25 protein-coding genes and 1 pseudogene are annotated in these 25,546 nt (G+C 69.1%); 15 read left to right on the top strand and 11 right to left on the bottom strand.

The window, feature by feature from the left end; translation table 11 throughout:
- Positions 1-29 precede the first annotated feature (29 nt).
- The 4 genes and pseudogenes from DVK44_RS27695 (at position 30) to DVK44_RS27680 (ending at position 3,430) form a co-directional block, all read left to right on the top strand.
- Entirely contained in the window at positions 30-995 is a 966-nt protein-coding gene (locus DVK44_RS27695) for a phosphoribosylaminoimidazolesuccinocarboxamide synthase (RefSeq protein ID WP_114665479.1), read from the top strand.
- Between the two features lie 96 nt (positions 996-1,091).
- A complete protein-coding gene (locus DVK44_RS27690) occupies positions 1,092-1,754 on the top strand; it encodes a 3'-5' exonuclease (RefSeq protein WP_114663002.1) in 663 nt (220 codons plus the stop codon).
- A 57-nt stretch (positions 1,755-1,811) separates the two neighbouring features.
- A pseudogene (locus tag DVK44_RS27685) lies at positions 1,812-2,453 on the top strand (mycothiol-dependent nitroreductase Rv2466c family protein); the annotation flags it as partial.
- A 140-nt stretch (positions 2,454-2,593) separates the two neighbouring features.
- A complete protein-coding gene (locus tag DVK44_RS27680; protein ID WP_114665478.1) occupies positions 2,594-3,430 on the top strand; it encodes a class I SAM-dependent methyltransferase in 837 nt (278 codons plus the stop codon).
- 89 nt (positions 3,431-3,519) lie between these two features.
- Here DVK44_RS27680 and DVK44_RS27675 read toward each other — a convergent pair whose 3' ends face one another.
- Positions 3,520-4,080 carry an NUDIX hydrolase gene (locus DVK44_RS27675; RefSeq protein WP_114663000.1) on the bottom strand — a complete coding sequence of 187 codons (561 nt, stop codon included), beginning with the start codon at positions 4,078-4,080 and terminating at the stop codon, positions 3,520-3,522.
- Between the two features lie 304 nt (positions 4,081-4,384).
- Positions 4,385-5,338 (bottom strand): AraC family transcriptional regulator, encoded by a 954-nt coding sequence (locus tag DVK44_RS27670; protein ID WP_114662998.1) that lies wholly within the window; start codon positions 5,336-5,338, stop codon positions 4,385-4,387.
- Between the two features lie 122 nt (positions 5,339-5,460).
- On the opposite strand from DVK44_RS27670, the gene DVK44_RS27665 reads away from it, so the two are divergent.
- Positions 5,461-6,213 (top strand): SDR family NAD(P)-dependent oxidoreductase, encoded by a 753-nt coding sequence (locus tag DVK44_RS27665; protein WP_114662996.1) that lies wholly within the window; start codon positions 5,461-5,463, stop codon positions 6,211-6,213.
- 269 nt (positions 6,214-6,482) lie between these two features.
- Here DVK44_RS27665 and DVK44_RS27660 read toward each other — a convergent pair whose 3' ends face one another.
- Together DVK44_RS27660 and DVK44_RS27655 are read right to left on the bottom strand one after the other, a co-directional pair.
- Positions 6,483-6,893: an acyl-CoA thioesterase gene (locus DVK44_RS27660; RefSeq protein ID WP_114662994.1), complete on the bottom strand. Its 411-nt coding sequence runs from the start codon at positions 6,891-6,893 to the stop codon at positions 6,483-6,485.
- 118 nt (positions 6,894-7,011) lie between these two features.
- A complete protein-coding gene (locus DVK44_RS27655; RefSeq protein ID WP_114662993.1) occupies positions 7,012-8,391 on the bottom strand; it encodes a helix-turn-helix transcriptional regulator in 1,380 nt (459 codons plus the stop codon).
- Between the two features lie 1,652 nt (positions 8,392-10,043).
- Between DVK44_RS27655 and DVK44_RS27650 the strand changes: the two genes are divergently transcribed.
- The 9 genes from DVK44_RS27650 to DVK44_RS27610 all read left to right on the top strand — a co-directional run bounded on the left by DVK44_RS27650 (position 10,044) and on the right by DVK44_RS27610 (position 18,142).
- Positions 10,044-10,928: a helix-turn-helix domain-containing protein gene (locus DVK44_RS27650; protein ID WP_114662992.1), complete on the top strand. Its 885-nt coding sequence runs from the start codon at positions 10,044-10,046 to the stop codon at positions 10,926-10,928.
- 2 nt (positions 10,929-10,930) lie between these two features.
- Complete coding sequence (locus DVK44_RS27645) at positions 10,931-11,659, top strand: zinc finger domain-containing protein (protein ID WP_114662991.1); 729 nt, start codon at positions 10,931-10,933, stop codon at positions 11,657-11,659.
- 157 nt (positions 11,660-11,816) lie between these two features.
- Positions 11,817-12,458 (top strand): WhiB family transcriptional regulator, encoded by a 642-nt coding sequence (locus DVK44_RS27640; RefSeq protein ID WP_114662990.1) that lies wholly within the window; start codon positions 11,817-11,819, stop codon positions 12,456-12,458.
- Entirely contained in the window at positions 12,455-14,026 is a 1,572-nt protein-coding gene (locus tag DVK44_RS27635) for a hypothetical protein (protein WP_114662988.1), read from the top strand. The genes DVK44_RS27640 and DVK44_RS27635 overlap by 4 nt, the downstream gene beginning before the upstream one ends.
- A complete protein-coding gene (locus DVK44_RS27630; protein ID WP_114662986.1) occupies positions 14,026-14,217 on the top strand; it encodes a hypothetical protein in 192 nt (63 codons plus the stop codon). The genes DVK44_RS27635 and DVK44_RS27630 overlap by 1 nt, the downstream gene beginning before the upstream one ends.
- A gap of 240 nt (positions 14,218-14,457) precedes the next feature.
- Positions 14,458-15,084 (top strand): hypothetical protein, encoded by a 627-nt coding sequence (locus DVK44_RS37360; protein WP_228447396.1) that lies wholly within the window; start codon positions 14,458-14,460, stop codon positions 15,082-15,084.
- Complete coding sequence (locus tag DVK44_RS27620) at positions 15,081-16,823, top strand: relaxase/mobilization nuclease domain-containing protein (RefSeq protein WP_114662984.1); 1,743 nt, start codon at positions 15,081-15,083, stop codon at positions 16,821-16,823. The genes DVK44_RS37360 and DVK44_RS27620 overlap by 4 nt, the downstream gene beginning before the upstream one ends.
- Positions 16,824-16,944: 121 nt before the next feature.
- A complete protein-coding gene (locus DVK44_RS27615) occupies positions 16,945-17,388 on the top strand; it encodes a hypothetical protein (RefSeq protein WP_114662982.1) in 444 nt (147 codons plus the stop codon).
- A 79-nt stretch (positions 17,389-17,467) separates the two neighbouring features.
- Complete coding sequence (locus tag DVK44_RS27610) at positions 17,468-18,142, top strand: hypothetical protein (protein ID WP_114662980.1); 675 nt, start codon at positions 17,468-17,470, stop codon at positions 18,140-18,142.
- Positions 18,143-18,383: 241 nt separating this feature from the next.
- Here DVK44_RS27610 and DVK44_RS27605 read toward each other — a convergent pair whose 3' ends face one another.
- From DVK44_RS27605 to DVK44_RS27595, 3 genes are all read right to left on the bottom strand, one after another.
- On the bottom strand, positions 18,384-19,196 hold the full coding sequence (locus DVK44_RS27605) for a DUF317 domain-containing protein (protein WP_114662979.1): 813 nt from the start codon (positions 19,194-19,196) through the stop codon (positions 18,384-18,386).
- Between the two features lie 15 nt (positions 19,197-19,211).
- Positions 19,212-19,502: a hypothetical protein gene (locus DVK44_RS27600; protein WP_114662969.1), complete on the bottom strand. Its 291-nt coding sequence runs from the start codon at positions 19,500-19,502 to the stop codon at positions 19,212-19,214.
- A gap of 99 nt (positions 19,503-19,601) precedes the next feature.
- Positions 19,602-19,955 (bottom strand): DUF317 domain-containing protein, encoded by a 354-nt coding sequence (locus tag DVK44_RS27595; protein WP_114662968.1) that lies wholly within the window; start codon positions 19,953-19,955, stop codon positions 19,602-19,604.
- Positions 19,956-20,279: 324 nt separating this feature from the next.
- Here DVK44_RS27595 and DVK44_RS27590 point away from each other — a divergent pair, with 324 nt between their 5' ends.
- Entirely contained in the window at positions 20,280-20,657 is a 378-nt protein-coding gene (locus tag DVK44_RS27590) for an ArsR/SmtB family transcription factor (protein WP_114662966.1), read from the top strand.
- Between the two features lie 79 nt (positions 20,658-20,736).
- Here DVK44_RS27590 and DVK44_RS27585 read toward each other — a convergent pair whose 3' ends face one another.
- From DVK44_RS27585 to DVK44_RS27570, 4 genes are all read right to left on the bottom strand, one after another.
- Positions 20,737-21,672, bottom strand: coding sequence for a GNAT family N-acetyltransferase (locus tag DVK44_RS27585; protein WP_114662964.1), 936 nt, complete (start codon positions 21,670-21,672; stop codon positions 20,737-20,739).
- A complete protein-coding gene (locus DVK44_RS27580; protein WP_114662963.1) occupies positions 21,669-24,008 on the bottom strand; it encodes a heavy metal translocating P-type ATPase in 2,340 nt (779 codons plus the stop codon). The genes DVK44_RS27585 and DVK44_RS27580 overlap by 4 nt, the downstream gene beginning before the upstream one ends.
- A 125-nt stretch (positions 24,009-24,133) precedes the next feature.
- A complete protein-coding gene (locus DVK44_RS27575) occupies positions 24,134-24,355 on the bottom strand; it encodes a heavy-metal-associated domain-containing protein (RefSeq protein ID WP_114662961.1) in 222 nt (73 codons plus the stop codon).
- Positions 24,348-25,544: a pyridoxal phosphate-dependent aminotransferase gene (locus tag DVK44_RS27570; protein WP_114662959.1), complete on the bottom strand. Its 1,197-nt coding sequence runs from the start codon at positions 25,542-25,544 to the stop codon at positions 24,348-24,350. Before DVK44_RS27570 ends, DVK44_RS27575 begins: the two co-directional genes overlap by 8 nt.
- Between the last annotated feature and the right edge of the window lie 2 nt (positions 25,545-25,546).

Here is a 25,546-nt window from a genome sequence, read left to right as displayed (position 1 = left end):
GGCCCCCCGCCGCCGCGCAGAGGAGCATGATGCCCGTCCTCCACTCGACCAAGAACCTGAAGATCACCACCCCGGCCACGGAAACCCGTACGGGCGTCGGCATCTTCGAATACACCGACGCCTACACGGTGTTCCACTACGGCCGGATGCCGGACCTGATCCCCGGCAAGGGCGAAGCCATCTCCCGCATGGCCGCCTTCAACTTCGCCCTGCTGGAGGCAGCCGGCGTACGGACCCACTTCCGCCGGTTCATCGCCCCCCACCGCATAGAGTTCGATCTCGCACACCTTCCCGCCCCGGACACCCTGCCCTTGCCCCCCGGCGCCCGCAACACCCTGATCCCCGTGCAGGTCCTTGTCCGCACCGAACTCCCGCAGGGCAGCTCCGTCCACCGCCGGCTCGCCACCGGCACCCTCACCCCGGCCCAGGCCGGACTCAGCTCCCTCCCCGCAGTCGGGGAAGAGCTGAAGAAGCCGCTCGTAGAGTTCGCGACCATGCTGGACAACGTCAACCAGTACATCGACACGGCGGAAGCCCAACGGCTCACGGGCCTCGACGACGACCAGTTCCACGACCTGCTCGACACCACCGCCACGGTCAACCGCGTACTGACCGAACACGCGCGCACGGTGGGCCTGCGGCACTGCGACGGCAAACTCGAATTCGTGGTGGCGGGCGATGGTGGTCTCATGCTCGCCGACAGCCCCGGCACGCCCGACGAGAGCCGCCTGCTGTACGACGGCGTGCACTGCGGCAAGCAGGTCCTGCGGAACTGGTACGTGGACAACGGGCACGCAGTCCCCGTCAACCAGCTGATCGCCGAGGGCGTCCCCCGGCACCGGTGGCCCACGCCAACGCCCCTGCCAGGCGACTTCCTGCCAGTGATGTCGGACCTCTACCAGTCCCTGAGCGAAACCTGGACCGGCGAGCGCCGGTGGAACGCACCGAATCTGCAAGCCGCCACGGCGGCCGTGGCCCGAGTCCTCGGGCACTGACCAGGAACCCACCCCGAGCAGGCGCCGGCACGCACTCTCCTCGACGAGCAGGGCACGCGCCAACGATGCCACCCAACCGACGTGAACGGCGGACGCATGGGCAGCTTGACCGACGACCCCGACTTCCGGGCAACGACATTCGTGGTCGTCGACTTCGAGACCACAACGCCGACGGGCCACCCGGCGCAGCCCATCGAAGTCGCCGCTCTCGCCCTTCGCTGCCAGGACGGGGCATGGACGGAGGCGGGGAGGAGCACCTCCCTCATCCGGCCGCCCGCGTTCGCCCCTGTGACACCGGCCGACACGGCCCAGACCGGCCTGACAGCGGCAGAACTGGCAGGCGCCCCGGACGTTGCTCACGTCATGGGAGCCCTGGACCGGCGATTCACCCCTGACAGCCAGTACCTGCTGGTCGCGCAGCACGCCGCCACCGAGGCCAACGTCATCCACAACGCCCGCGCACACTGCCCGACCCTGGCCCGTGTCAACTTCCTCGACACCATTCCCCTCGCCAAGCACCTGTTCCCCGGCCTGGCCAACTACAAGCTCGACACCCTCCTGGCGCACTTCACCATCCCCCGGCCGGCCGCCCGCCACCGGGCCTACGCCGACGTCGACGTCACCGCGAAAGTGTTCCTCCACCTCCTTGACGCTGCGGACGACACCTCACAGCTCACCGACCTCGCCGCCCTGGTAAAGGTCGCCGGGCGCACCGCCAGGAGCAACGTCCCCGTCCAGGGCGGGCTGTTCGACATCTAGCCCGTCCGCCGGACGACAAGCCATGCGGTACCACTCGGAGATTGGACGGTACACATCATGACGATCAAGAAAGAAACCCGCCACAGCGAGATCCACGAGGTCCCGTTCTGGTTCGATCCGCGGTGCCCCTGGGCCTGGATCACCTCCCGCTGGCTCCTGGAGGTCGAGCAGGTCCGGCCGGTGCGCGCCGACTGGCGAATCATGTCGCTCGCCTACCTGAACCTCGACCAGCGCGAGGGCAAGGGCCTCAGCGAGGACTACCGGCAGCTGATGGCGACGGCCTGGGGATCGGTGCGCGTCTGCGCCGCAGCCGCCGAGCACAGCGGCCGTGGAGCCCTGGGGCCGCTCTACACGGCCATCGGCACCCGGCTGCACAACCAGCGGCGCCGCGAAGATCCCTCCGTGATCACCGAAGCCCTGACGGAAGCCGAACTGCCACTGTCACTCGCCTCGGCAGCCACCACCACGGAGTTCGACCCGCTCATCAAGGACTCGCACCACGAGGCGTTCGACGAGGTCGGGCTCGACGTCGGAGCCCCCGTCCTGCGGATCGCCGGCACAACCCTGTTCGGCCCCGTCATCACCCCGGCCCCCCGGGGCGAAGCCGCCAGACAGCTCTGGGACGGCCTGCTGATGGTCGCGGCGACGGACGGCTTCTTCGAACTCAAGCGGAGCCGCGACGCCAAGCCGTCCTTCGACTCAACCCGCCGCAACCCGACCGGCTCGAAGAGCGCGCAGAACACCCGCGTCCGTACGGCCGGTCCGGCCCGAGCGGAGATCCGGATCCCCTCCCCCACCGCCACGTGCGGTACCCCGGCCACGAGAACGAGGTAGACCCGTTGGAGTACGACGCCCTCACCGGCTGGGACGACGACTCCACCGCCGAGACCTATGCCGCTTTCACCCGCGCCTACCCCATGTACAGCGCCTCCAGCCGCGACCTTGCCGCACGTGCCGGGCTCACCAACAGCCGTGTGATCGTCGACCTGTGCGGCGGCACCGGTACGACGGCCGAGGCCATCCTCGCCCTGGCACCGCCCGACGCCACCATCGTCTCCCTCGACAGCTCCGCCGCCATGCAGCGCATCGGCCGCCACCTCCTGACCGACTCCCGGCTGACCTGGGTCAACGCACCCGCCGAAAACCTGGCCGGTCACGTCCCGGCACACAGCGTCGATGCCGTCGTGTGCAACTCGGCCCTGTGGAAGACCAACGTCGCCGCCGTGGTCACCGCGGTGCGCCGTGTTCTGCGGCCCGGAGGCCGGTTCGTCTTCAACATCGGGGGCGCGTTCGCCGGCGTCACCCACCCCGACGCACCGGTCCCGCCGACCGGGCCTTCCCTCACCACCCTGATCCAGCAGATCGCCACCCGCGACTACGGCATTGCCCCGCCGACGGCCGCCATCCCTCCGAAGCTGCCGCTCCCCGCCATCACCCGGCTTCTGGCCGATGCCGGGCTGGACGTCGTCGCCGCGGAGGTCACCGGTCAGCGCACCACCACCGCCGAGAGGGCGGCCTGGCTGTCCATCCCGGTCTTCGCCCACCCCGAGGGCGCCCTCTCCTACGAGCAGAAAATGGCGATCCTCGCGGAGGCATCCACCCGGACCAGACCGGACGATGCCACGGTGACGAGCTGGCTCGTGATCGTCGCCAAGCTTCCGGAGGAGGCAGCGTGACACCGAACTCCCGTACCCCAGTGCCTACTACGAGGGAACGTTCCCTGCGCGTGAGCCGTCAGAGGCCAGGGCATCCGGTGGCGGAAGGGTTACCCGATCCCGGTCGATGCGGTAACCGCCCGCGCGATCCGGGGCCCGACGAGGCGCTCTGCCAAGTCCAGCGGATACCAGGCGGCGCCCGTCACCTCGGACTCCTGGATACGTCCGACCTCGGCATCGACCGTCGCGAAGACATAGCCGATGTCCAGGTGGTAGTGGTCCGGCTCGTCCTTCGCGGGCCTGGCCGGCACCTGGCCGAACTCGACATAGGCAGGGTCCATCGAGACGGGGACGACCTGCTCGGGATCGATGCCGGTCTCCTCGGACAGCTCCCGCAAGGCCGCGCCGACCAGCGTCATATCGCTCGGCTCAAGATGACCGCCCGGCTGCAAAGTGATCCCGTACGCGAGGTGCTCGATCAGAAGGATCTCGGCGCCTTCCCGGACCAGCAGCGCGCCGGCGGTGACATGCATCGGGAAGGTCCGCCGCGAGGCGAACCCCTGTCCTTCGGCCAAGAGCCGCAGCGGCTCGGCCAGCTGCCCGGCCTCCTGCGGGTAGCGCTCAAGGTAGGCGGCAAGCACTCCCGCGATATCGGCATCAGTAATCGCCACAGGTCATCGCCCTCCTTCGGCCCGAAGAGGGATTCCGCCGAGACCAGCCGCCCGAAGGCGACCACCGAACACGTACACAGTCAGCTCCACAAGGGTCGTGGCATACCGGAAGCCCCGCACTCTACAAGTCCGCCCGGCCTGATACGCGCCAACGCGCCTGTTTGCGTACGGCACTTGGCAACCTCAGCGATTCGGCCAACTGCCTCTTGAGCCGCTTCCGTGTACGGCACGGGTCGGTGCAGGGACGTTGCCACGCCGATATCTGAATCCTGGCTCCGGGAACGGGCACTTGTCGCGGTACGGGTCAGCGGCCCTGATCCGGACGGCCGTTGGCCGCGCGGGTTGATGTCTCGCGGAATTGTCTGGGCGAGGAGCCGACCACGCGGCGGAATGCGGTGCTGAACGCGCTCTCGGATTTGTAGCCGATCATGAACGCGAGTTCGGAGATCGTTCGCGTGCCGTGGCTCAGGGCGTCGCGGGCGAGACTCATTCTCCACTGGATCAGATAGTCCAGCGGGGTGGCTCCGACCCGGCCCTTGAAGGATGAGGCGAACGCGGAACGTGACATGTGGCTGATGCCGGCAAGCTCTTTGAGTGTCCAGGGGTGTGCCGCGTCGGTGTGCATGGCGCGAAGGGCTGCACCGATACCGTCGTCGTTGAGCGCTCCCAGCCAGCCGGTGGGCTGATCGGCCTGTTCGGCGTGGGCGCGCAGCATGTGGACGAACAGGACCTGTGCGAGGTGGTTCAGGACAAGAGAGCTGCCGGCGGCGGCGGTCCTGGCCTCGGAGACCAGGAGCTCGCTGAGATGTGCCAGGAGCTTGCCGCGGGGATCTGCGGCACGGACAAGCACGAGCAGCGGTAGGACTTGGGCCAGGACTGGGGTGTTCGTGTCCTCGAACGAGAAGTGCCCGCCGCAGAGGTACGTGTCTTCCTCGGCCTCTGGGCCGATGCGTACGACACCGTCCTTGGCGCTCTCCCACACCGGCTTCGCGGGGCGCGATGGTGCGGTGAGTGTGCTGGCCAGGACGTAAGGCGGGGGGTTGCCCAGCAGGTAGAAGTCGCCCTCTTCCAGCAGTACGGGCTTGTGCCCGTCAAGGGTCAGCCAGCATGCGCCGCGCGCGACGACACCAAGCTTGACATGCGAGGACTGATCGAAGCGCAGCGCCCACGGCCCTGCCGCATGGAGACCGGGGTCGATCACGGTGCGAGGGCGCAGAAGACCGATGGCGTCGGCGATCGGATCGCTGGAGCCGAGCACACCCACCTCCCTTATGGACGATACGTAAAGAAACAAGGACTACACATGATGCACCGTACCGGAATGTTCCTGAAGTATGGCTGTCGAAGCAGGTCAACACAGAGGGATATGGAGACACTCGCATGGGACAGCTTGAGGGCAGGACGGCTGTGGTCACCGGCGGCAGCACCGGAATCGGTCTGGCCACCGCCGCACGTCTGGCAGACGAGGGCGCGCACGTGTTCATCACAGGCCGGCGCAAGACCGAGTTGGACGCCGCCATCGAGACCATCGGAGCATCCAGGGCCACCGCGGTGGCCGGCGACATCTCCGAGGCAGCCGACCTGGACCGGCTCTACGACGCGGTCCGGGCCCGGGGACAGGGACTGGACGTGCTCGTCGCGAACGCGGCGGTCGGTACGTTCGTCACGCTGGAGCAGACCACCGAAGACCACTTCGACCAGACCTTCGGAGTCAACGTCCGGGGCACTGTGTTCACCGTACAGAAGGCGCTCCCGCTGCTCAATGACGGCGCCTCGGTCATCCTGACCTCCTCCACAGCCGCCGACAACGGCATGGAGGCGTTCGGTGCGTACGCGGCGTCCAAGGCCGCCGTCCGGTCATTCGCGCGGACATGGTCCAACGAACTCAAAGGCCGGGGCATCAGGGTCAACGCGGTGTCGCCGGGCGGGGTGGAAACTCCCGGACTCGCCAACATTTTCGGCGGCGAGGAGACCCTGTCCGCTGTCAAGGAGAATGTCGCAGCGACCGTGGCCAAGGGCCGCATAGGGCGTCCTGAGGAGGTCGCCGCAGTGGTGGCGTTCCTCGCTTCCGACCAGAGCAGCTACGTCGTTGGCGCGAACATCTACGTCGACGGCGGGCAGAACCAGATCTGACAGGGCGTTGCCCGGCGTGGCACTCACAAAGCCGGCCCGAAGATCGGCGACGTGACCAGTAGAGGCCACAGTCCGGCGGGCACCGCGCCGAAGTCACCTTCCGGCCCGGCCGCGAAGGAGTTCATGCCGGGCAGGATCGGTTCAGGCACATCTGCCCTCGGGTCTCTGACGGACGAGCAATGGGCGATCAGGCGGCAGGACCCTGTGTGCGGTCGGCCTTCTTCATCAACTCGTTGAGCGGACGGTTCACCGGAGCGATCCAGCCTCGATCAGGGTTTGTTGTAGCGGGCGAGGAAGTCTCGTTCGGGTCCGGAGAGGCGTCGAGGGCGTCCGATATCCAGGTTGTAGGCGACGATCGTGGTCGTCGCCTCGGCGTACAGCAGATTGTTGTCGCTGATCTCGTAGGCGAGTTCGAAGCTCGCGGCGCTGCTCTTGGCGACCCGGATGTGCACGTCGACCGGCGCGTCGCGGTAGTACAGCGGGGCGCGGAAGTCGATGACGGAGCGGCCGACAACGAACGCGTTCTGGCGGCGGCCGTCTTCGTGTGTGGCCCCCACCACCTCCTGGAACATTCGTGTCCGCGCTTCCTCCATGTACCGAAGGAACATCGCGTTGTTGACGTGCCCGTATGCATCGGCGTCGGCCCAGCGCAGTGGGCAGGGATAGGTGTACCTGTGCACGAGTTCGTTCTTTCCTCGGGATGGGCTGAAGCTGAGATGTGACGACACGATCGCTTCCGCGCCTGCTCGCGCTGGTCGGCGTACGCCATTGAGCGGGGCGGTCCCACGGACGGCCGGTTTAGACCTCTCGGGGGTCGTCTCCGCGCGATGCCGGCCGGGCGTAGTCGGGCCCGTACAACTCCTTGTAGATTTCGCGAAGCACGTGCTGCTCCGCGTCGTGTTCGCTGAGGAGTTGCTCGATGCGCGAGAGGGCGGCCTCGGGTTCGGCCGGTAGTCCGTAGCGCACCAGTTGCTTCATCTCGGTGAGGTGCTCGTCCGTCAGGGGCTGTCGCTGGATGCGGGCTATCACTGTGGCCGGGGAGACCCGTGTAACGCCCCAGCGGCCTGATAGCTCCTTTACGGCCCAGACGACGTTGCGTCTGGATGGCGAGAGCGTCAGCTGGGCGTCGGGTCCCACGAGGCGGCTGAGGGCAGGCAGGGGGATGCCGTCGTCGCCGGCCAGAGCCGCGGCTTGATGCGCGCTGCTCGCGGCCAGGCGCGCCGTGCGGACATCTTGGTCCCGGAGCCGGTCGCCTTCGGCGAGCCTCTCCTGAGCCAGGTCCCGCCGGCGTTCCCCGTTGTGCGTTTCGTCCGCCCAGGCGTCCCGAGGGCCGCCCAGTGCGTCGCGTTGAGTATCGCCTTCGGCTTCTACCCAGGTCATGACGACGAAGCGGCAGTCGGGCATGATCGCGGGGTAGGCGACATGGCTGACGATCTCGATCGTCCGCCAGTCCAGCGTCGGCACGGTGGCGAGGAACACGTGTCCGTCGCGGTGCTCGACGAGGTCGGCGTCCGACTCCCAGATGTGCCGGACATCCGGGTTCTTCTTGACGTCCTCGATCAGCTCCTGGAGGTCGACGTCCTCGCCGTGGGTGGTCTGCGCAAACCTCAGCATCCGTACGAAGACCGTGGCGTGCTTGTGCCAGTCGTGGTAGGTAGCGCGGCCTTCGGCTGTGGTGAGGGCCCAGCGGATCAGATTGGCCCGGGGCTCCGTCGCCCAGGGCCAAATCTCGGCCATGGCCTGGTTGTAGGCGAGGATGTTCCAGTTTCGGTCCGAGAGATACGTGGGGCTGGGCATCTGCCGGTCGATGAGCAGACGCAACGCGGGGCCCACTTCGGGCTGCCCCTCCGTCGGCGCGGCCCGGAGGTACGTACCCACGTTGTAAAGCAGCAGCGCGTGGCGTTCGTCCGAGTCCAGTTTCAGCAGCGCGGCCAGGGCATCGCACTGCTTCTGTGAGAAGCGCGGAGTCGCGCCACTTTCGATATGACGGTAGGTGCGCACACTGATACCCAGGGCACGGGCAGCGGGCGGCTGCGTGACGCCTGCGGACTTCCGCCAGCGTTTGAGCATCGCACCGAAGCCCATGAACTGGCCGGCGACCCGGCCCGTGGACGTCTCGGCGGAGATATCCACTTCCGCTCTGCTGTTACCGTCGGGGTCCGGTTGCTTAACGGCCATGAGATCCTCCCTCTCCTCTGCGGAGAAGCCTGTTTCGGGCATGAAAAAGGAGGGTCAGCGCAATCGCTGCCCCCACCCCCATCTCCCCGCTAAGACCATACGCAAGATTTTATCGATCTTGAACAAGCGTGACCTGAGGCACATTCCCCTAAAGCTCATTGTTGAGAATTGAACGAGCGCCCGCCCTGACCTTGAAGACGTTCACCAACGAATCAGACATCTCCGCCATCAGGTCATGATCACCGAGAGGAAGCGGCAAATCTTTGCCGCTTTTCGTTTCCGATCAACCCACCCAGCCAGGACGGGGATCGATGGATCCAACTATCGGCTACCGAAGCGTTCAATTCCTCTTTCCCGGCAGGCGACTTACTGCACGTCAGGTACCCCTCAACGACTCCCGAGCCAGCGATCTACGCGCGTCGATTCCCATTTGCCCACCGTTGACGAGGGGTCGAACCCTTCGCATAAACTTGCTGACCAGCGCATTCGACGTATGAGAACACGAGGAGGCAGAGGTGAAGATCATTACTGGTGCGACCGGCGCGATCCGCCTGGCGTCCTCGTCCCGGCCAGCAGCCTCGCCCCTCGGCCGGCGATGTCGTCGCGTCTGCTGCGCGTCGTAGAAAGTTCTTTAGCCGAGTCTGGGCCTTGGCGCAGACTCGCGTCCATGTTCGTCGTCCTCGCCAGGCAGCACGCTCGGCACTGACGACGACAGGAGAGTCATAAAGAAAACGCACAGAACGCAGCCGGGCGAGGTTGGTCCGGAAGTAGCGACTGCACCCTGCGAGGCACAACTCCCAGGCGCCCAAACCGAAATGACACTCCGTCCCACGCAAGGACCGGGGATTCACTCATCACCATGCCGGACCCTTCACGAAGGAACTCACCGGCACCAGCGCCTTACAAGGAGAGTCTTGCATGTCGACCGCCTGGCACAAAGGGCCAAAGGTCCCGGAAGCAGCGAGCATTGCTTCCACCTTTGTGCGGCCACAGAGTCCGGCCTGGGCGCTACGTGCAGAGCGCGAGCCGGTACGCATAACAGCTCCCTTCGGAGTACGGGGCGAAATGCGGAGCACGCAATCCAGCAGGGCCGCACAGGCCGTCAGAAACAGCGTCGGCGCGCATGGGGACCGCAACTCCCGGATGCATAAAGCTCAGTGGGCCAATGAGCGAGGGAGCCCCGTGGGCGGTTCCGGCGGCAGATCCCAAGATGACTCTCTGCAACCAGTACAGAGTTTAAGAACCAAGTCTGGATCTTGACACGGGTCCCTGCGTATGTTCGTCGTCCCCGGGCAGCCTGCCCGGGGAAACGGACGTAAGGAGCCGACGAGCACGGACCGGACCGAGTAGGTCCCGTAAACAGCGCGACGGCGCCCGAGAGCGGTAACTCCCGGACGCCGAACGCTAAACGGCAGCCCGCCCCGGCAAGGGCGGGGATTGCCCACCATCACCACGCTGAGTCCTTCCAGGGGCGCACCAGCGTGGCAACACTGCAAAGGGGATTCTTGCATGCCTCCTGCTCTGCGCAAAAGGCCCATTCTCCTGGCCTGCGCGGCAGCCGCCTCCGCCTCGGTGCTTCAGTGCCCCGAGCCGGAACACACCATTCCGGCACCGGCGAACCGTCGGCCCCGCTCGCTCGTAGGGAGCGGCCGATGAGCGGCGAGGCGCGCGAGTGGGTATGGGAGCACAGTTCCAGTCGTGGGACCGCGCGTCTGGTCCTGCTCTCGATCGCCGACCGGGTAGCCGACGAGCAGTGTGTCTCCTGGGCGTCGCTCTCAAGTCTGGCCACGCGCACGCGTGCTTCTGTCTCGACGGTTCGCGAAGCTATCGACCGACTCGTCCACGCCGGTGAGTTGGAGCGCCTCGACGACCTCACCGGCCCGCAGCGCAGCGCGGTCTACCGCCTCCCTCTCGCAGCCCAGGCAGCGGCAGAAATCGCGCAGGAGGAACACGCCAACCCGGCATCGCAGGAGGTAACCGGCGGCGCTCCGATGCTTCGGGTATCGGCCCTGCGGCGGTACGGAATCCGCCCCCGTGAGGTGCCGCAATCTTCTGTGAGGGTCCGGAAACCGGCAGTACCGGAATCCGGCAGGTCCCGGCGGAAACCGGCACCTCGGCGTACCGGTTTCCGGCACAGCGATGTGTCGGAAACCGGCACACAGAACCGTAGTGAACCGGAATTGAACCGTAGGTACAGCAGTGGTGGTGTCGTCCTCCCGGCTGCCGAGTGGCAGCTCGATGACGCCACCCACACCTGGGCCCGCCAGCAGGGACACCTCGACCGCCTCGGCGAGCAGGGCCTCCAGGCGGCCGACGCGAAGTGGCGTGCCCACCGGGCCGACTTCAAGCCACGGCCGGCGGATGCCTGGGCTGCCGACTGGCGCTCGTGGGTCGCCCGAGAGCACGCCCCCGGCCGCCCGAACCTCTACGCCGTGCCCGGCAAGGGCCCGGCTGCGCCAGGGGGCATGACACGGGCCGAGGCCCACACCGCCGCGCTCCTCGCCGCGCTCGACGAGCCGACCGGAACGGAGGACTGACCGTGGACCGCCGCGAAACCGCCGCCCTGCTGGCCTACATCGGCCGACTGGATCCCCGCACCATCCGCACCGACCCGGGCGAGGCCCGCGACCAGCTCGCCCAGTGGCACGAGCTGCTCAGCAACGAGGACGACGACGTGCCGATGGCCACCACGCACGGCTGGGACGCCCGCGTTGTCGCCCGCCGGCACATCCGCACCTCGCCCTACCAGATCCTGCCCGCGGACGTCGTCCGTCCCTGGGTGAGCTACCGGCGCGACCGGCTGGCCCGGCACTCCGACCCCACACCCCCTGTCGACCCGGACGACCAGGTCGCCTGGACCGCCGCGCTGGTCAGTACCCGTCGGGCCGTCGCCGCCGGCACCGCACAGCCCGAGCAGGCCCGGGCGATCACCACCGGTCGCGACGGTGTCGACCCGAAGCTGAAGGCGCGACTGCGGGAGATCGGCTCCTGCATACCGCCCGCCGCCCGCGCCTCCCTCGCCCCCTATCGGCCGGCCCGAGCCGCTCGCGAGGCCGCCCTCGCGCAGGGGCTGCCCGACGCTCTGAGCGTCCGGTGCGAGTGGTGCCTGGCCCAGCCCGGCGAGCCGTGTCGTCGCCGCCGGATCGGACCCGACGACGGAGCACGCGGAACCACCCCGCGCGCCACGCCGCACCCAGGCCGCCTCGATCTCGCCGCGGCCCAGCAGGGTCAGCAGACCGAGCAGGCCCAGCAGACCGCCGTGGCCTGACCGGCGTATCCAGCGCGTGTATCCGGTTCGGTGCACCGCTACCCCACATCACCGTCCCGCCCCGGCTGCGGCGCGCGCCCTCGCGCCGCAGCCGGCACCCGACGCCGCCCCCACCGAGCACCACTCCGGCCGGCGCGGCAGCACATCGGAGATCGCCTTGCGCCACATCACCACCCATGACGCGCCGTCCACCGGCCTGCGCGGCATCGGCGACACCAGCTGGCATACCCGCGGAACGTGCCACGGCATGGATGTCGAGGACGCCGACGCGGTGTTCTTCCCGCTCCCCCGGGACCACGAAGCCATCGCCGAGGCGAAGGAACTGTGCGGCTGGTGCCCTGTACGCCGCGACTGCCTCGACTTCGCCCTGGAGAACGTCCTCAAGGAGGGCATCTGGGGCGGCCTCACCGAAGCCGAGCGGCGCCCCTTGCACAACGGACTGGCCCAGCGCCTCGACTACCGGCGCGTAACGGCCTTCTTCCAGGGACGCGACGTCCACCTGACCGAGACCGAGCGGCAGGTCGTCATCGACCACGCCTACGTGCGCGGCTGGCGGCCCGGCCGACTCGCCGCCGCCCTCCAGATCAGCCACAAGCACGCCCGTGACCTCCTCCGGCAGACCGCGAACAAAGTCTTCGACCGCGACCGCACCTACGGCGTACCACGCCCCAAGAAGAAGCGGAAGAAGCCCACCCCGGCAACAGGCAGCCCCACCCCCGCCACGCCCGGCACCCAGCAGCCGCCCACCCACCCGGCAGCATCGTCCCCGGCGCACGCCCCTCTCGGAAAGGCCGCATGACCCACCCCGCCCTGTCGCTCGGCGCCGCTCCGGACCTCTCTCTCCTGCTCGCCGCCGGGGTGCCCACCGCCCTCATGGTCCTCCTGGCCGTCTGGACCATGCGGCGCTCGGGCACGCGCCAGCAGAAACGTCTCGGCGGCCCTGCGGTGAAGGTCGCCGCCGTGGCCGCCCTGGGCTGCACCGCCTACAGCGCGGACACTTCGTGGCGCTTCGCGGCCGACTACCTCGACATAGCCGGCACCGTCGAGCGGGTCGGCATGTTCGCGGCAGCCGAGTTGGCGCTCTTCGCGACCGCGCTGATGGCCCGGCAGAACCTGGCCACTCAGGGCGCTCCCGGCCTGCCGGGCACTCTGGTCTGGGTAATCACCGGAGTGCAGGTGATCCCGGCCTACGCAGAGAGCGGCCCTGTCGGCGGCACGGTCCGCGCCTTCGTCGGCCCGGTCATGGCAGCGATGCTGTGGCACCTTGCCATGGGCATAGAACTGCGCCTGCACGTCCCGGGCGCCGCCTCGAACGGGCTGCTCGCCGTCATGGGCCGGGAGGCTCGCGAGCGGCTCCTGTCCCGTCTCGGCATCGCCTCGCGAGACCGCGACGCCGCGCAGATCACCCGGGACCGGGCCACCACCCGCGCGGTCAACCTGGCTGCTCGCCTCGCCGAGCGCACACCCGAGCAGCAGCGCAACCGGAGCAGCCGACGGCTCACCCGGCGCCTGTCAAAGGCGGTCGGCAGGGCCTGCGTCGGCACCGACCTCGTCCAGCGCGCACAGCTACTCGACCAGCTCGCCGCCCGCCGGCACGCCCTCACGCTCGCCACGGTCCCGCTGCCCTCCCCCTGGTCCCCGGCGCAAAGCACCACAACGGCAGCCACGGTCCCCTCGCCGCCGACCTCGAAAACGTCGGTCCCCGTAGCCGGTCCCGACGCGCCGGACGGGGACCGGGGACCGAGCACCCCCAGGGGACCGAGCCCTGAAATCCCGGACTCGAAGGAGCCTTCAAGCGCTGGGACCGAAGGCGACGACGCGAGCGCCGCCGTCCCGGGAACGGACGCGGTCCCGGGGACCGGTCCCGCCGATGTGAGCGCCTCGGCGAGCGACGCCGAAAGGGTGGGGACCGGCCTTCCCGCCCAAGAAGTATCCGCTCAGCGCCCTGATTCGCACCGGGGACCGACCGCTGCCGATTCGGGGACCGAACCCACCGGGAACCGGGGACCGACCCCCACCGAATCGGGGACCGAACCCACCGGGGACCGGGGACACACAGTCCCTCTCCGGCGGAAGACGACCGCGAAGGCCAAGACGAAGAACAAGGCGAACCGCAGCCGGTCCCGCACCCCGCAGACACAGCGCCCGCCGCGCGAGCTGGAGCAGTCGACGGACCAGCTCGTCCAGCAAATCCGCCCCCACGTCCCCGCCCTGCTCGCACGGGACGGCAACGAGTCCGTCACCCGAGTCCAGCTGCGGGAGATCCTCCGCCGCGAGGGCCTGAAAGGCGGCCGGAACGACCGGCTGAGCCTGGTCCTGGCGCAGCTGCGGAACAACGACACCACGAAGACAAGGAACACCGCCTGATGAAGACCTGCCACCAGTTCAACACCATCCGCGCGGAGTACGAGCGGGAAATCGGCTTCATGCTCGCCCACTCCAAGCGGCACGAGGGCAGGCCGGCGGCGAAATCCAGTGCAAAGCAGGCTGTCTCGACGAAGCAGCGGATGGCCCGGGCGCTGAACAGCCACGCCGGACGCTGCCCCGAGTGCGGCTGAACTGGCAATACCCCAGCTCAACTCCCCGGTCCGCAAAAGGTGATCCGGCTCCGTGCCGGGCCACCACCCCGCTAGGAGGTACGCCGTGATTCCGCGTTCCCCTCATTCATCCGAGCCCGCCGTCGCCGAGGCCGGTGCCTGGGCGGATGTTCTGGTCCGTCGGCGATTTCTGCACGCCGACGTCCTCTCGCTGGCCGCGACCATCCAGCACCGCATCTGCTCCACAAGGCCCGAATTCCGATGAAGAACGCACCCGAGAACGGCACGACCCCCGCACCTGAACCCGACACCAACTCGCTCTCGGGGCGAGCAAGTTGGGGCGGAAGCATAGCTTCCGCCGAACCCGCCCCCGAGGGGGCGGGCGAGGACCTGCACCGGGGGGCGCAGGTCCTTCTGGCTTCGACCGAGGGCGGATCGAAGCCTGGACAGGAGGAGAAGCCGACCGAAGCGCGCGTACGCCGACAGCGCGCGCCTCGCGCCCGCCAGCGCCCGCGTCAACCGCCCGAGAAGAAGCGCCTGCGCCAGCCCGCCACGCGTTTCAACGAAGACGAGTACGCCCTGATCAAGTCCGCCGCCGCCCGATGCAATCTGTCCGTCGCTGGGTTCCTCGCCCGCTCCGCACTCGTCGCCGCCCGCGACCTCGACCGCACCAGCGCCGAGATCGCCGACGAACGTGAAGTGATCACGGCCCTGTTCGACAGCCGACGCCGACTCGGCTGGGCCGGCAGCAACCTCAACCAGGCAGTCAAAGCGCTCAACTCCGGTGCGGACGCTCCCCAGCTCAAAGCCGCCATCGCCGCCGTACGGCGTGCCGCCGACACAGCGCACCAAGCCGCCGCCCAGCTGATCGAGCACCGCGGATCATGATGCCCAGTGTCAATGAGTCGGGCTCCCGGACCATCGGACTCCTCGCCTACCTCTACGGTCCGGGCAGGTACGAGGAACACACCGACCCCCATCTCGTCGCCTCCTTCGACGGTATGTCCCCCGACCCCGGCCGCGACCCGAACGTCACCCTCGCCGACCTCCAGCAGCTCTTGGACCAACCCGTGATGGCCCTCGACAAGCACGCCCGCCCGGCCAAGCACGTATGGCACACCTCCGTACGCGCCGACCCGGGCGACCGGATCCTGTCCGACGAGGAGTGGGCCGACATCGCCCGCCGTATCGTCGCCGCCACCGGCATCGACCCCGGCGACGGACAGCCCGGCTGCCGCTGGGCCGCCGTACGTCACGCCGACGACCACATCCACATCGTCGCCACCCTCGTGACCGAGGACGGCCACCGCCCCGACGACTTCCGCTCCGGCGCCCGGGCCCAGGCGGAAGCCCGGCTCATCGAGAGGGAACTCGGCCTCCATGAGGTCGCGCCCGGCGACGGCACCGCCGCGCAGCGGCCCACCAGCGCCGAACGCCACAAGGCCGAACGGCAGGGCCGCGAGCGCACCGCCCGCGAAGAACTGCGTGAAACCGTACGGCGCGCGGTGACCGGCGCAATGAGCGATGAGGAGTTCTTCGGCCGGCTCGCCGCCGCCGGCCTCCTGATCCGCAAGCGTGCCGCGCCCTCCGGCGACCTCCTCGGATACAAGGTCGCCCTGCCCGACGACCTGAACAAGGACGGCGAGCCGGTGTTCTACCCCGGCGCGCGCCTCGCCCCCGACCTCTCGCTCCCCCGTATCCGGGAGCGCTGGTCCGCCGATGCCCAGGACAACCCGGCTCCCCAGCAACACGAAACAGTCCGTACGGGCCCAGGAGGTCCGGCCGCCGCCCGCCTCGCAACGGCATCGGCCGTGTGGCAGGCCGTGCTCGTCGTCGAGCACGGCCGGGACGCGGACGTCGCCGCCCATATCGCTGCGACCGGCGAAATCCTGGATGCCCTCGCGAAGACGTCCGCCGCCCACACACGCCGCGAACTGCGCGACGCCGCAACAGCCTTCGAGCGGGCCTCGCGCTCCCACGTCCGCGCCGTACGCGGCCACGACCGAGCACTACGGCAGGCCGCCCGCGACCTGGTCCACGGCGGCCCCGCCCTCGGCCGCGGGCAGGACGGCGCCACCACCGCGATGGCGATCGACATGCTGTTCTTCCTCATCACCGCCGCCGCGCACTGGCACAACAGAAAGGGCCACGCCCAGCAGGCCGAAGCCGCCACCCGGGCCGCCGAGCACCTGCGCACCGCCTACCAAAAAGCCGCCGCCCAGCCCCTCGGCGTGCTCTACCAACAAGGCCGGCGTCTGAGCCGGCCAATACTCCAGCGGCAGACCACACTGCTGCACGAAGCGCTACCGGAGCTGGCCGGACAGATCCTCGCTGAGCCAGGCTGGTATGCCTTGGCCGCGACCATCGCGGAGGCCGAAGCCGCCGGCCACGACCCCGCTGCCCTCTTGTCCGACGCCGCGCAGCGCCGCGAACTCGACACCGCGGGCTCCGTCAGCGACGTACTCGTGTGGCGGATACGGCGGACAGCCAACTTGCCCGCCCACGCCTCCAACGTAACCGAGCCCAACACCTCAAAGAACCGGACCGCACCACGCAGAACGACGACCAGGCCCTCCGCGCCCGGCAAGCGGCGCAACGGCGAGGAGCAATCGCGTAGGACCCGGTGAGCCTGCCGCATGCCGGCACGCCACCGTGACTGTGGACTTTGTGAATGGAAACCACCGGGAGCGTAGAGCACGATCGTGATACGAGCAGTACGAGACGACGTAGCCAGAGGAGAACGCCAGGGTGTTTCACCGGATACGCCGCCGGGCCAAGGGGCCGAGCGAAGCTCAGAGGCAGTTCGCCGAGCTGGCGGCGCGGCTACAGGGCCAGGTCCCACCAGGCTTCGGAGTACCGGCGGTTGAGCCGGACCCCGCCGAGTCGATGGGCGTGGTGGACGACTTCCTTCCGCCGGAGCTGCGCGTGCCGAGCCACGACCAGGTCGACGGCAGGATGATGGTGTGGAAGCAGCCCCTCATCCTCGACGGCGAGATGGCGGCCTGCGCGGTGTGCGGCGCGTACCGGGACTGGCTCGTCCTCTCTACTCGCGGCCAGATCTGGCTGCGGTGCCGGGCCGGCCACGAGCAGCAGGAGACCCGCCTCGACGCCGCCTGGTACAACCGGAACTCCGGGCCGACCGACGCGACGCACGCCACGTTCGAGGACTGCCTGCGCCACCTCGGACGCTGACCCTCACTCCTACGACCCCATCGGGCCCTCGGGCCCGCACTGACCACCCGTCACCCAGTACCAAGGGGTCAGTTCCGTCATGCGCGTTCGCGTCTCCACCACCGCCCTCGGCGTCGCCGCCGTTCTCCTTGCCCTGCCTTCCTGCTCCACCGACACCACCGGGGTCAAGTACCAGACCGCCCCCTCCGCCCGAACCGGGAAGCCGGCCGCGCTCTCGTCGGCTGCGCTGGAGCCCCGCCTGCTCGACGAGAGCGACCTCGGCGGCGGCTACCTGCGCAAGCCGGAGCGCCCCACCCAGCACGACGACGTCACCGTCATCGGCTGCCCGGCCCTGAGCAAGCTCGGTGGCGGCACGGCCACCGGCGGCACGCTCACCTTTCCGCACATGGCGAAGGTGACCTTCACGTACGGCGGCGGCTCCTCGGAGATCTCCGAGGAGTTGTACAGCGACAGTGCGAAGAAACTGTCCGGCGGCATCAGCCGGATCTTCGACGCCATGACCGGCTGCCCGACTTATCAGGTTGTCGCGGGCGGCGCCTCCGTCGGCATAGCCTCACAGAAGCTGCCCACTCCCCACGACCTCGGTGACGAGCGGTGGAGCCAGTTCCTGACGTTCTCGGCCGGAGGACGGAGCACCGTGGTCAAGCAGACTGCGATACGCGACGGCAATCTGCTTCTGATCGTCTCCGGTTCCCCGGCCCTCGTCGACCGCCACCTCGCCGCGGCCCTCGACAAGGCCACGGCAACGAGCTGACCTGCCCATCCGCCCTGCTGCCGCCTCCGACCACCGTGGGCCGGGGGCAGTACGTTCCTGGCCGACGTGCTGAGCCGAGGCTCGGACATATCCGGACCGTACGTAGAACACGTTCCGGTTGTGGCTGTGAGGCCCGGAGCCGTGGCTTTGACGAGGGCCTGGCCCGGAAATCAAGACGGCCCGGCCACCTCCTACTGGGGAGGGGGCCGGGCCGCGTTCGTCGGGAGTGGTACGTGGGAAGTCAGACGGCGGGCGCGCGCAGGAGGCGCTCCTGGGTGGCCTCGGGCAGCACCCGGCGCAGGACCGGTGCGGTCGAGCTGAGAGAGGCGGCGAAGACGGCAACGAGATCGTGCGGGACGCTGGCGGCGAAGGAGGCCGCCCACAGGCACGGTGCGCCCTGCGCGGGCTCGGCCCACGCCTGCCATCCGTCCGGTCTCTCCTCAGCGGCCGCCAGGACGCGCGGGTCGGTGTCCTGGATGAGGGGCGGCACCTCGCCGAGGCTGATGTGCGAGGTGAACGTCGGGTCCGTTGCTGCCTGAGGCCGGTCAATGTCGCGGAACCATCCGTGTGCGGCAACAGCGTCGAGAACCAGCTCGGATCCGGCGAGCGGCACGGCTCCCTGATCGCGGGCGTCGAGCGCGACCAGGAAGTCGGCCACCGCCTCGCCGGGGACGTCGCGGGTGAAGTAGGCCGACCATTGAGCGAGCGGGCTGCTCGTCTCGGCGCGGGCGGAGATCTGCCAGGCGATCGGCAGCTTTCCCAGGTGGAACGGTTCGTCCGCCAGACTCCACTGGGCCCAGCGCAGCGTGTCGGGACTGATGTGCAGGACGGTGCTCCGCAGGACCTGGCGGTCCTCCGGCGCCTCGTCCTGCACGTGCCGGCCACGGACGATCGTCAGGCTCGTCCAGCCCAGGCCGGCAAGCGTGTCGGCGACGGCGTCGTAGAGGCGCTCATCATCACCGGCCAGATACCGGGGACCGACCCAGAACGCGGGCTGGCCGCCACGCGGGGTGGACGGGTCGAACGGGAAGTCGGGATACAGGGGCGCCTCCATGGAGTCGGTGCGGGTCTAAACGCCACCGGCACGGCGGCGGGGGCGGCGCGGGGGTGCCTGGACGGGGCCCTGCCACGTCAGGTCGACGGCGACCTCCGGCGGCAGATGGCCGAGCTGTGCGTCCTCGTCACGCCCTTCTGCGAGGTAGACAACGGTCCGACCGGTCTCATCCACTGACTGCACGACCTGCGCCAAGCGGTGTGCCATCGGGAAAAAAGGGTTGATGGCCTGGCGGACCGGAGCACTCCGGTCGCAGCCGGACAGCAGGTCGAGAAGATCTCCGACGGTCATCTCCGGGGACGTCACGTACAGCCTCCTGGGGGTACGGGGAAACGGGAGCGATGGAACGGGCCAGCAGTCGGCCGACCTCCTCCGGGCGGGCGCTACTGGTGGGATTCGGCAAGGTCATAGGGCACGTGAGGTCTCCAGCACGCGTGCCACGGCGGCGGCGACGATGTCGGCCGGCGTCTCGGTGTCAAAGGACAGACGGTAGCCGGGCACCTTGGCCGTGCCGGTGACGGCGATCGTCCATCCCTCGCCGTCGGTACCGGGACGGCCACTCGGAAACCAACCGAGGTAGAAGCGGCCGTCCTTCGAACTGACATGGACGTCCGCGCGGTCGTCCACGATCAGATGGAAGTCATCCGCGGAGAACTGGTCAGTCACAAGCTTGGGCTGCCCGGGTCCGAGCTGCCACTCGCGCAGCCGCAGGGCTTCGATGGTGGTGGAGAATCCAGGGCCGGCGGGAGCTACGTTCACAGGCGATCACCTCTCTGACCTGGTGTTTCTTGCAAGGTCGTCTACGTTGACATGCCCTCGCCCGCGCTGGCCAGTCTTCCCGCCGTCTTTCCTGTCTGCCCCCGGCGAACTGCTGTTCCAAGTCACCGCCAACTACAGCTTCCAGCACACTCTTCGGCACAGGACCGAAGCCATGCCCCGCCAACCGCTCAGCCGCCCGTGGACCCCGAAGCGGGACCGCTTCAGCCAGCCATCACCTCAGCAAGTATCCGCACTGCTCGAAGCGGCTTACTCAAGCCCGCGTGCACCCTGCCAAGCTGATTCGAAATATGTCAACATAGGGTTATGACCAGGATGAAGGCGCCGCCCACGGCCAAACCTGCCAACGGCCACGGGGCAGAACTGTGCTGCCCTCCGCTCTCCGAGCGCCCCTTGAACAGCGAGGAGGCCGACGTAGCCGCCCAGCTCTTCAAAGCTCTCGGCGACCCAATACGCCTTCGCCTGCTGTCGGCCGTCGCGTCGCACAGGGAGGGCGAAGCCTGCGTGTGTGACATATCGGACGTGGGGGTGTCCCAGCCGACGGTCTCGCATCATCTCAGGAAGCTCCGTGAGGCAGGGCTGCTGATCTCGGAACGCCGCGGTACCTGGATCTATTACCGGGTTGACCCGGTAACGCTCGCGGCGATGGAGCGCATGCTCTCGGTCGCCTCCGGACGGGCCTGACGTCACCTCTGCCCTGCTCCGCCTACGCAGTACGCGTCCAGCCCGGCCTCCTCTCCACCGCTCGGGCGCCGCGCCCGGCTCAGACGCGCGGGGGGACCCGGTGCAGTGTCAGGGCCGACAGTCCGGCACCGCGAAACGGGCGGAGGTCCACTTCGCCTCTACTGAACAGGTGTCCCGACAGGGGAGCCGTGACGGCAGCCTCCTCCCCCTCCATCGCCGCGTAGGAGAGCAGCAGCACGGGATCGGACAGGGCGGTGAAGCCGACCACGCGGTCGGCCTGGTGGGATCCGCTTCCCGGCTCGACCGACTGACCGGGCACAGCCGTGAAGCCGAGCCTCGACTTGAAGCTGAACAGGCCCGCGTTGCCGAGGTGGCCGTAGAGGTTGACGTCCCGGCCGAGCGTCGCCCAGCGCCTACCCCGCACCCTGGCCTGACGCATCGTCTCCCAGTAGAGCACCCGGGAGAGGCTGCCGTTCCGCTGTCCCTGCGTCACCGCCGAGAAGCGCGCCCGCATCTCGCCGCGGTCCGGAAGATCCTCGTTTAGGCAGGCTCCCACCAGGGCCGTTCCGCTCCGGACGGTGATCGCGCGGAAGGAGTCGGCCCGGTCGAGGATGTCGGCTTGTTGCTGGACCGCGACCGGCCAGCCGTGCCGCATCCCGGCGATCTGCTTCTCGTACAGCTCGATGAACTCCTCCATCAGCGCGGATGTCAGCGGCTCCGTACCGATCAGCAAGTCCGCCTCGGCCGCCCGCCGGTAGGCGGAACGGATGTCGTAGCGGTCCTTGCCCGAGAGGGTGACGAGGTAGGTGTCCTCGGAGTCCCGCACCTCTGCCCGCCACATGATCACCTGGGGTTTGGGGTGGAATCCCGCTTCCCTCAGCCGTGGCCATGCCGCGTACGGCGGATCCTGCACCCTTACGATGTCGACCTCGTGTTCGTGAACCCGCCAGCGTCCGCTCAGTGCCTGGTCCACGTCGACGAGAGCCATCGGCAGCCCCAGGGAGCGGACGATCACGAGACGCTCGCCAGGTCCTTGGGGGAGGCCGGCGTGCCGGCCCGCCCCTCCGCACCACGGCCGCCGTCCGCCGCCGAGGAGGACGTGAAGCGACGCAGCCGCAGGCTGTTGGTCACCACGAAAATGCTGGACAGCACCATGGCCGCCGCCGCGATCATCGGGTTGAGCACGCCCGACGCTGCGAGCGGAATACCGGCGAGGTTGTAGATGAACGCCCAGAACAGGTTGCCCTTGATCGTCCCGAGGGTCCGCCGGGAAAGGCGTACGGCGTCAGCGGCGTCGCGCAGGTCGCCGCGGACCAGGGTGATGTCGCTCGCCTCGATGGCCGCGTCGGTCCCCCCGCCGATGGCGATGCCCAGATCGGCCTGGGCCAGGGCGGCGGCGTCGTTGATACCGTCTCCGACCATTGCGACGGTGCGCCCCTCTTCCTGGAGTCTGCGGACGACAGCGGCCTTGTCCTGGGGAAGGACCTCGGCGTAGACGTCGGTGATTCCCATGTCGTCGGCGATGCGCCGGGCCGCCCCGGCCGTGTCGCCGGTGAGCAGTACGGGCGTCAGTCCCAGCCAGCGCATCTCGTCGATCGCTCGGCGGCTGGTGGGCTTGGCCTCGTCCGCGACAAACAGCAGTCCGCGCACCTCTCCGTCCCAGCCGACCGCGACCGCGGTCCGGCCGCTGTTCTCCAGGCCCTCCAGGCCCTTCCGCAGACCGTCCGGCAACTCCATCCGACCGCCGACCCAGCTGGGCCGGCCGACCACGACCCCGCGCTCCCCCACCCGGCCCTCAACGCCGAATCCGGCGCTGGCACGGAATGCGTCAACCTTGGGCAGCACAGGTGCCACCTTGGCGGCCGCCGCGGTCACGGCCGTCGCGATGGGGTGTTCGGAAGCGTGCTCCAGCGCGGCCGCGAGGGTCAGCAGTTCGTCGCGGTCTGTGCCCTCCCCGTACTCCATGGCGACGAGCCGCATCCGGCCGGTCGTCACGGTACCGGTCTTGTCCAGGACGACGGTGTCGATACGCCGGGTCGATTCGAGGATGTGCGGTCCCCGGATGACGATGCCCAGTTGTGCGCCGCGTCCAGTGCCCACGAGCAGGGCCGTGGGGGTGGCGAGTCCGAGGGAGCAGGGGCAGGCCACCACCAGCACGGCGACCGAGGCGGTGAGCGCGGCCGCCGCGCCTCCTCCGTTGCCGATCCAGAATCCGGCGACGGCCACCGCGATGCCGATGACGGCGGGGACGAACACGGCGGCGATCCGGTCGGCCAGCCGCTGGACCGGGGCCTTGCCCGCCTGCGCCTCGGAGACGAGCCGGCTGATGTGGGCGAGCTGGGTGTCGGCCCCTACCCGCTCGGCGCGGACCACTAGGCGCCCGCTGGTGTTTACGGTGGCTCCGGTGACGGCGTCGCCCTCGGAGACCTCCTGCGGCACGCTCTCGCCGGTCAGCATGGAGACATCCACGGCGGACGCGCCTTCGACGACCACGCCGTCGGTGGCGATCTTCTCTCCCGGCCGGATCACGAAGAGATCACCGACGCGCAGCTCCCCGACGGGGACGGCCAGTTCCTGGCCGGCCCGCAGGACCGTGGCGTCCTTGGCGCCGAGTTCGAGCAGGGCCCGCACGGCGCTTCCCGCGCGCCTCTTGGCCCGGTGCTCCGCGTACCGGCCCACCAGGACAAAGAGGGTCAGGGAGGTGGAGACCTCCAGATAGATGTGGTGCGACCCCTGTCCCGGTGTCGGGACCATGAGGAACGGCATCCGCATGCCGGTCACACCGGCCCAGCCGAAGAACAGCGCGTACAGCGACCATCCGAAGGAGGCGAGGACGCCGATGGAGACCAGCGAGTCCATGGTCCCGGAAGCCTGACGCAGGTTCTTCCAGGCGGCGGTGTGGAACGGCCAGGCTCCCCAGACGGCGACGGGTGCCGCGAGGGTGAGCGAGAGCCACTGCCAGTGGTCGAACTGCAGGGGCATGACCATGGCCATGATCATGACCGGCACAGTGAGGGCGGCGCAGACCAGGATGCGCAGCCGCATGGCCGCCAGTTCGCGGTCGGCGGCGGCGCCGGCCGTCCCACCGGGGTCCGGCGCCGGGACGGCCGCCGCGGGCGATGGGGGCAGGGTGGCGGTGTACCCCATCTTCGTGACCGTATCGATCAGTCCGTCGACGGTGTGGCGGTCGTCGAAGCTCACATGGGCCCGTTCCAGGGCGAAGTTGACCTCGGCCGTCACGCCGTCGAGCCGGTTCAGCTTGCGCTCGATCCGGGCGGAGCACGCTCCGCAGGTCATCCCGCCGATGTCGAGCGTGACCACGGCTGGTGCCGTCGTGGCAGTGCTGGCCATGAGGGGAGTCTCCATTCGGTGGGGGCTGGCAGGTCAGAGGGGTGGCAGGGCTCTGCCGAGCAGCCAGGCCAGGCCGAAACATCCGACAAGGACCACGGCGTACAGCGCGAGCCGGAGGGAGGGGGTCACACCGCCGTCCCCGCGAACTCGTAGCCGGTGCGCTCGACGGCCGACCGGACGGCCTCGGGGGTGATGTCGCGCGGCGAGGTGACGGTCACCCGGCCGGTCCTGTGGTCGACGGCCACGGCCGTGTCCTCCCCGAGGTCCGTCTCAATAGCCGTACGGATGCGCTTGGCGCATCCCCCGCAAGTCATCCCGCGTACTTCGAAGACAGTGGCCTTATCCACGGTGTGCTCCCGTTCCTGTGGTCTTGAGGTAGATGCCTATGCGGTCGAGGGCGCGGATGATGTCCTCGGTGCCGACGCCGTAGGACAGCCGCACGTGGTCCGGGGCCGCGAAGCCGTTGCCGGGCATGACGGCGACTCCGGCGTGCTCCAGCAGGTCGCGCGCGAAAGTCCCGGCGTCCTCGCCCGGCTGTGTGCACAGCGCGCCAATGTCCACGAAGGCGAAGAAGCCGCCCTGCGGTGGCGCTGTCAGCAGGAGCGGCGGCAGCGCGCGGATGCCGTCCCGCATGAGCGTGCGGCGTCTGCTCAGCTTGGCTGCCCTGCGCTCCAGTTCCGCCTCGGTTCCGTCGGTCAGGGCGGCGAGCGCGGCGTACTGCGAGATCGAGGAGGGGGCCGAGCTTGTGTGTCCCTGTACGGCGGTGAGGGCAGCGGCGACCGGCAAGGGAGCTGCCGCGAAGCCTATGCGCCAGCCCGTCATGGCGTACGTCTTCGAGAAGCCGCCGACCGTGACGGTCCGTTCGGCGATGTCGGGCCCCAGTGAGGCGACGCTGGTGAAGGACGCACCGTCATGGACGAGGTCGCCGTAGATCTCGTCGGTCACGATGGCCAGCCCGTGTTCCACAGCCACCCGCGCCAGGGCGAGGAGTTCGGAGCGCTCGTACACCACGCCCGTAGGGTTGGAGGGGCTGTTGAGCAGGAGGACCCGGGAGCGCGGGGTCAGGTGGGTCAGCAGCGCTTCGGGGGTGAGCTTGAAGCCGGTGGCCGAGGTGGGCACCGTCACCGGCACCGCGCCCGCGAGGCGGATCATATGCGGGAAGCTGACCCAGTACGGAGCCGGGAGGATCACCTCGTCGCCGGGTTCGCACAGGACGGTGAACACCTGGGCGAGTGCCTGCTTGGCGCCATTCGTGGTCACGACCTGCGTCGCGTCGTAGCGGCAGTCCCAGTGCTCGGTGAGGCGCCGGGCGATGGCCTCTCTCAGCGGCCCGATGCCGGCGACCGGGGTGTAGCGGGTCCGGCCCTCGGTGATGGCGCGCCGGGCCCCGTCGGCCGCCTGGTCGGGAGTGGGGAAGTCGAGTTCGCCTCCTGTGAGGTTGATGATGTCCGCACCGGCGGAGATCCGGGCCTTGATCTCGGCGTCCAGGGCAGCGGTGCTGGAGGCGGGCAGCAAGCGGGCGCGGCTGCTGAGCACGG

Origin of the sequence: Streptomyces paludis (genome assembly GCF_003344965.1) — a bacterium.
GTDB classification, from domain to species: Bacteria; Actinomycetota; Actinomycetes; order Streptomycetales; family Streptomycetaceae; genus Streptomyces; species Streptomyces paludis.
This window is presented reverse-complemented; position numbering and strand designations above follow the sequence as displayed.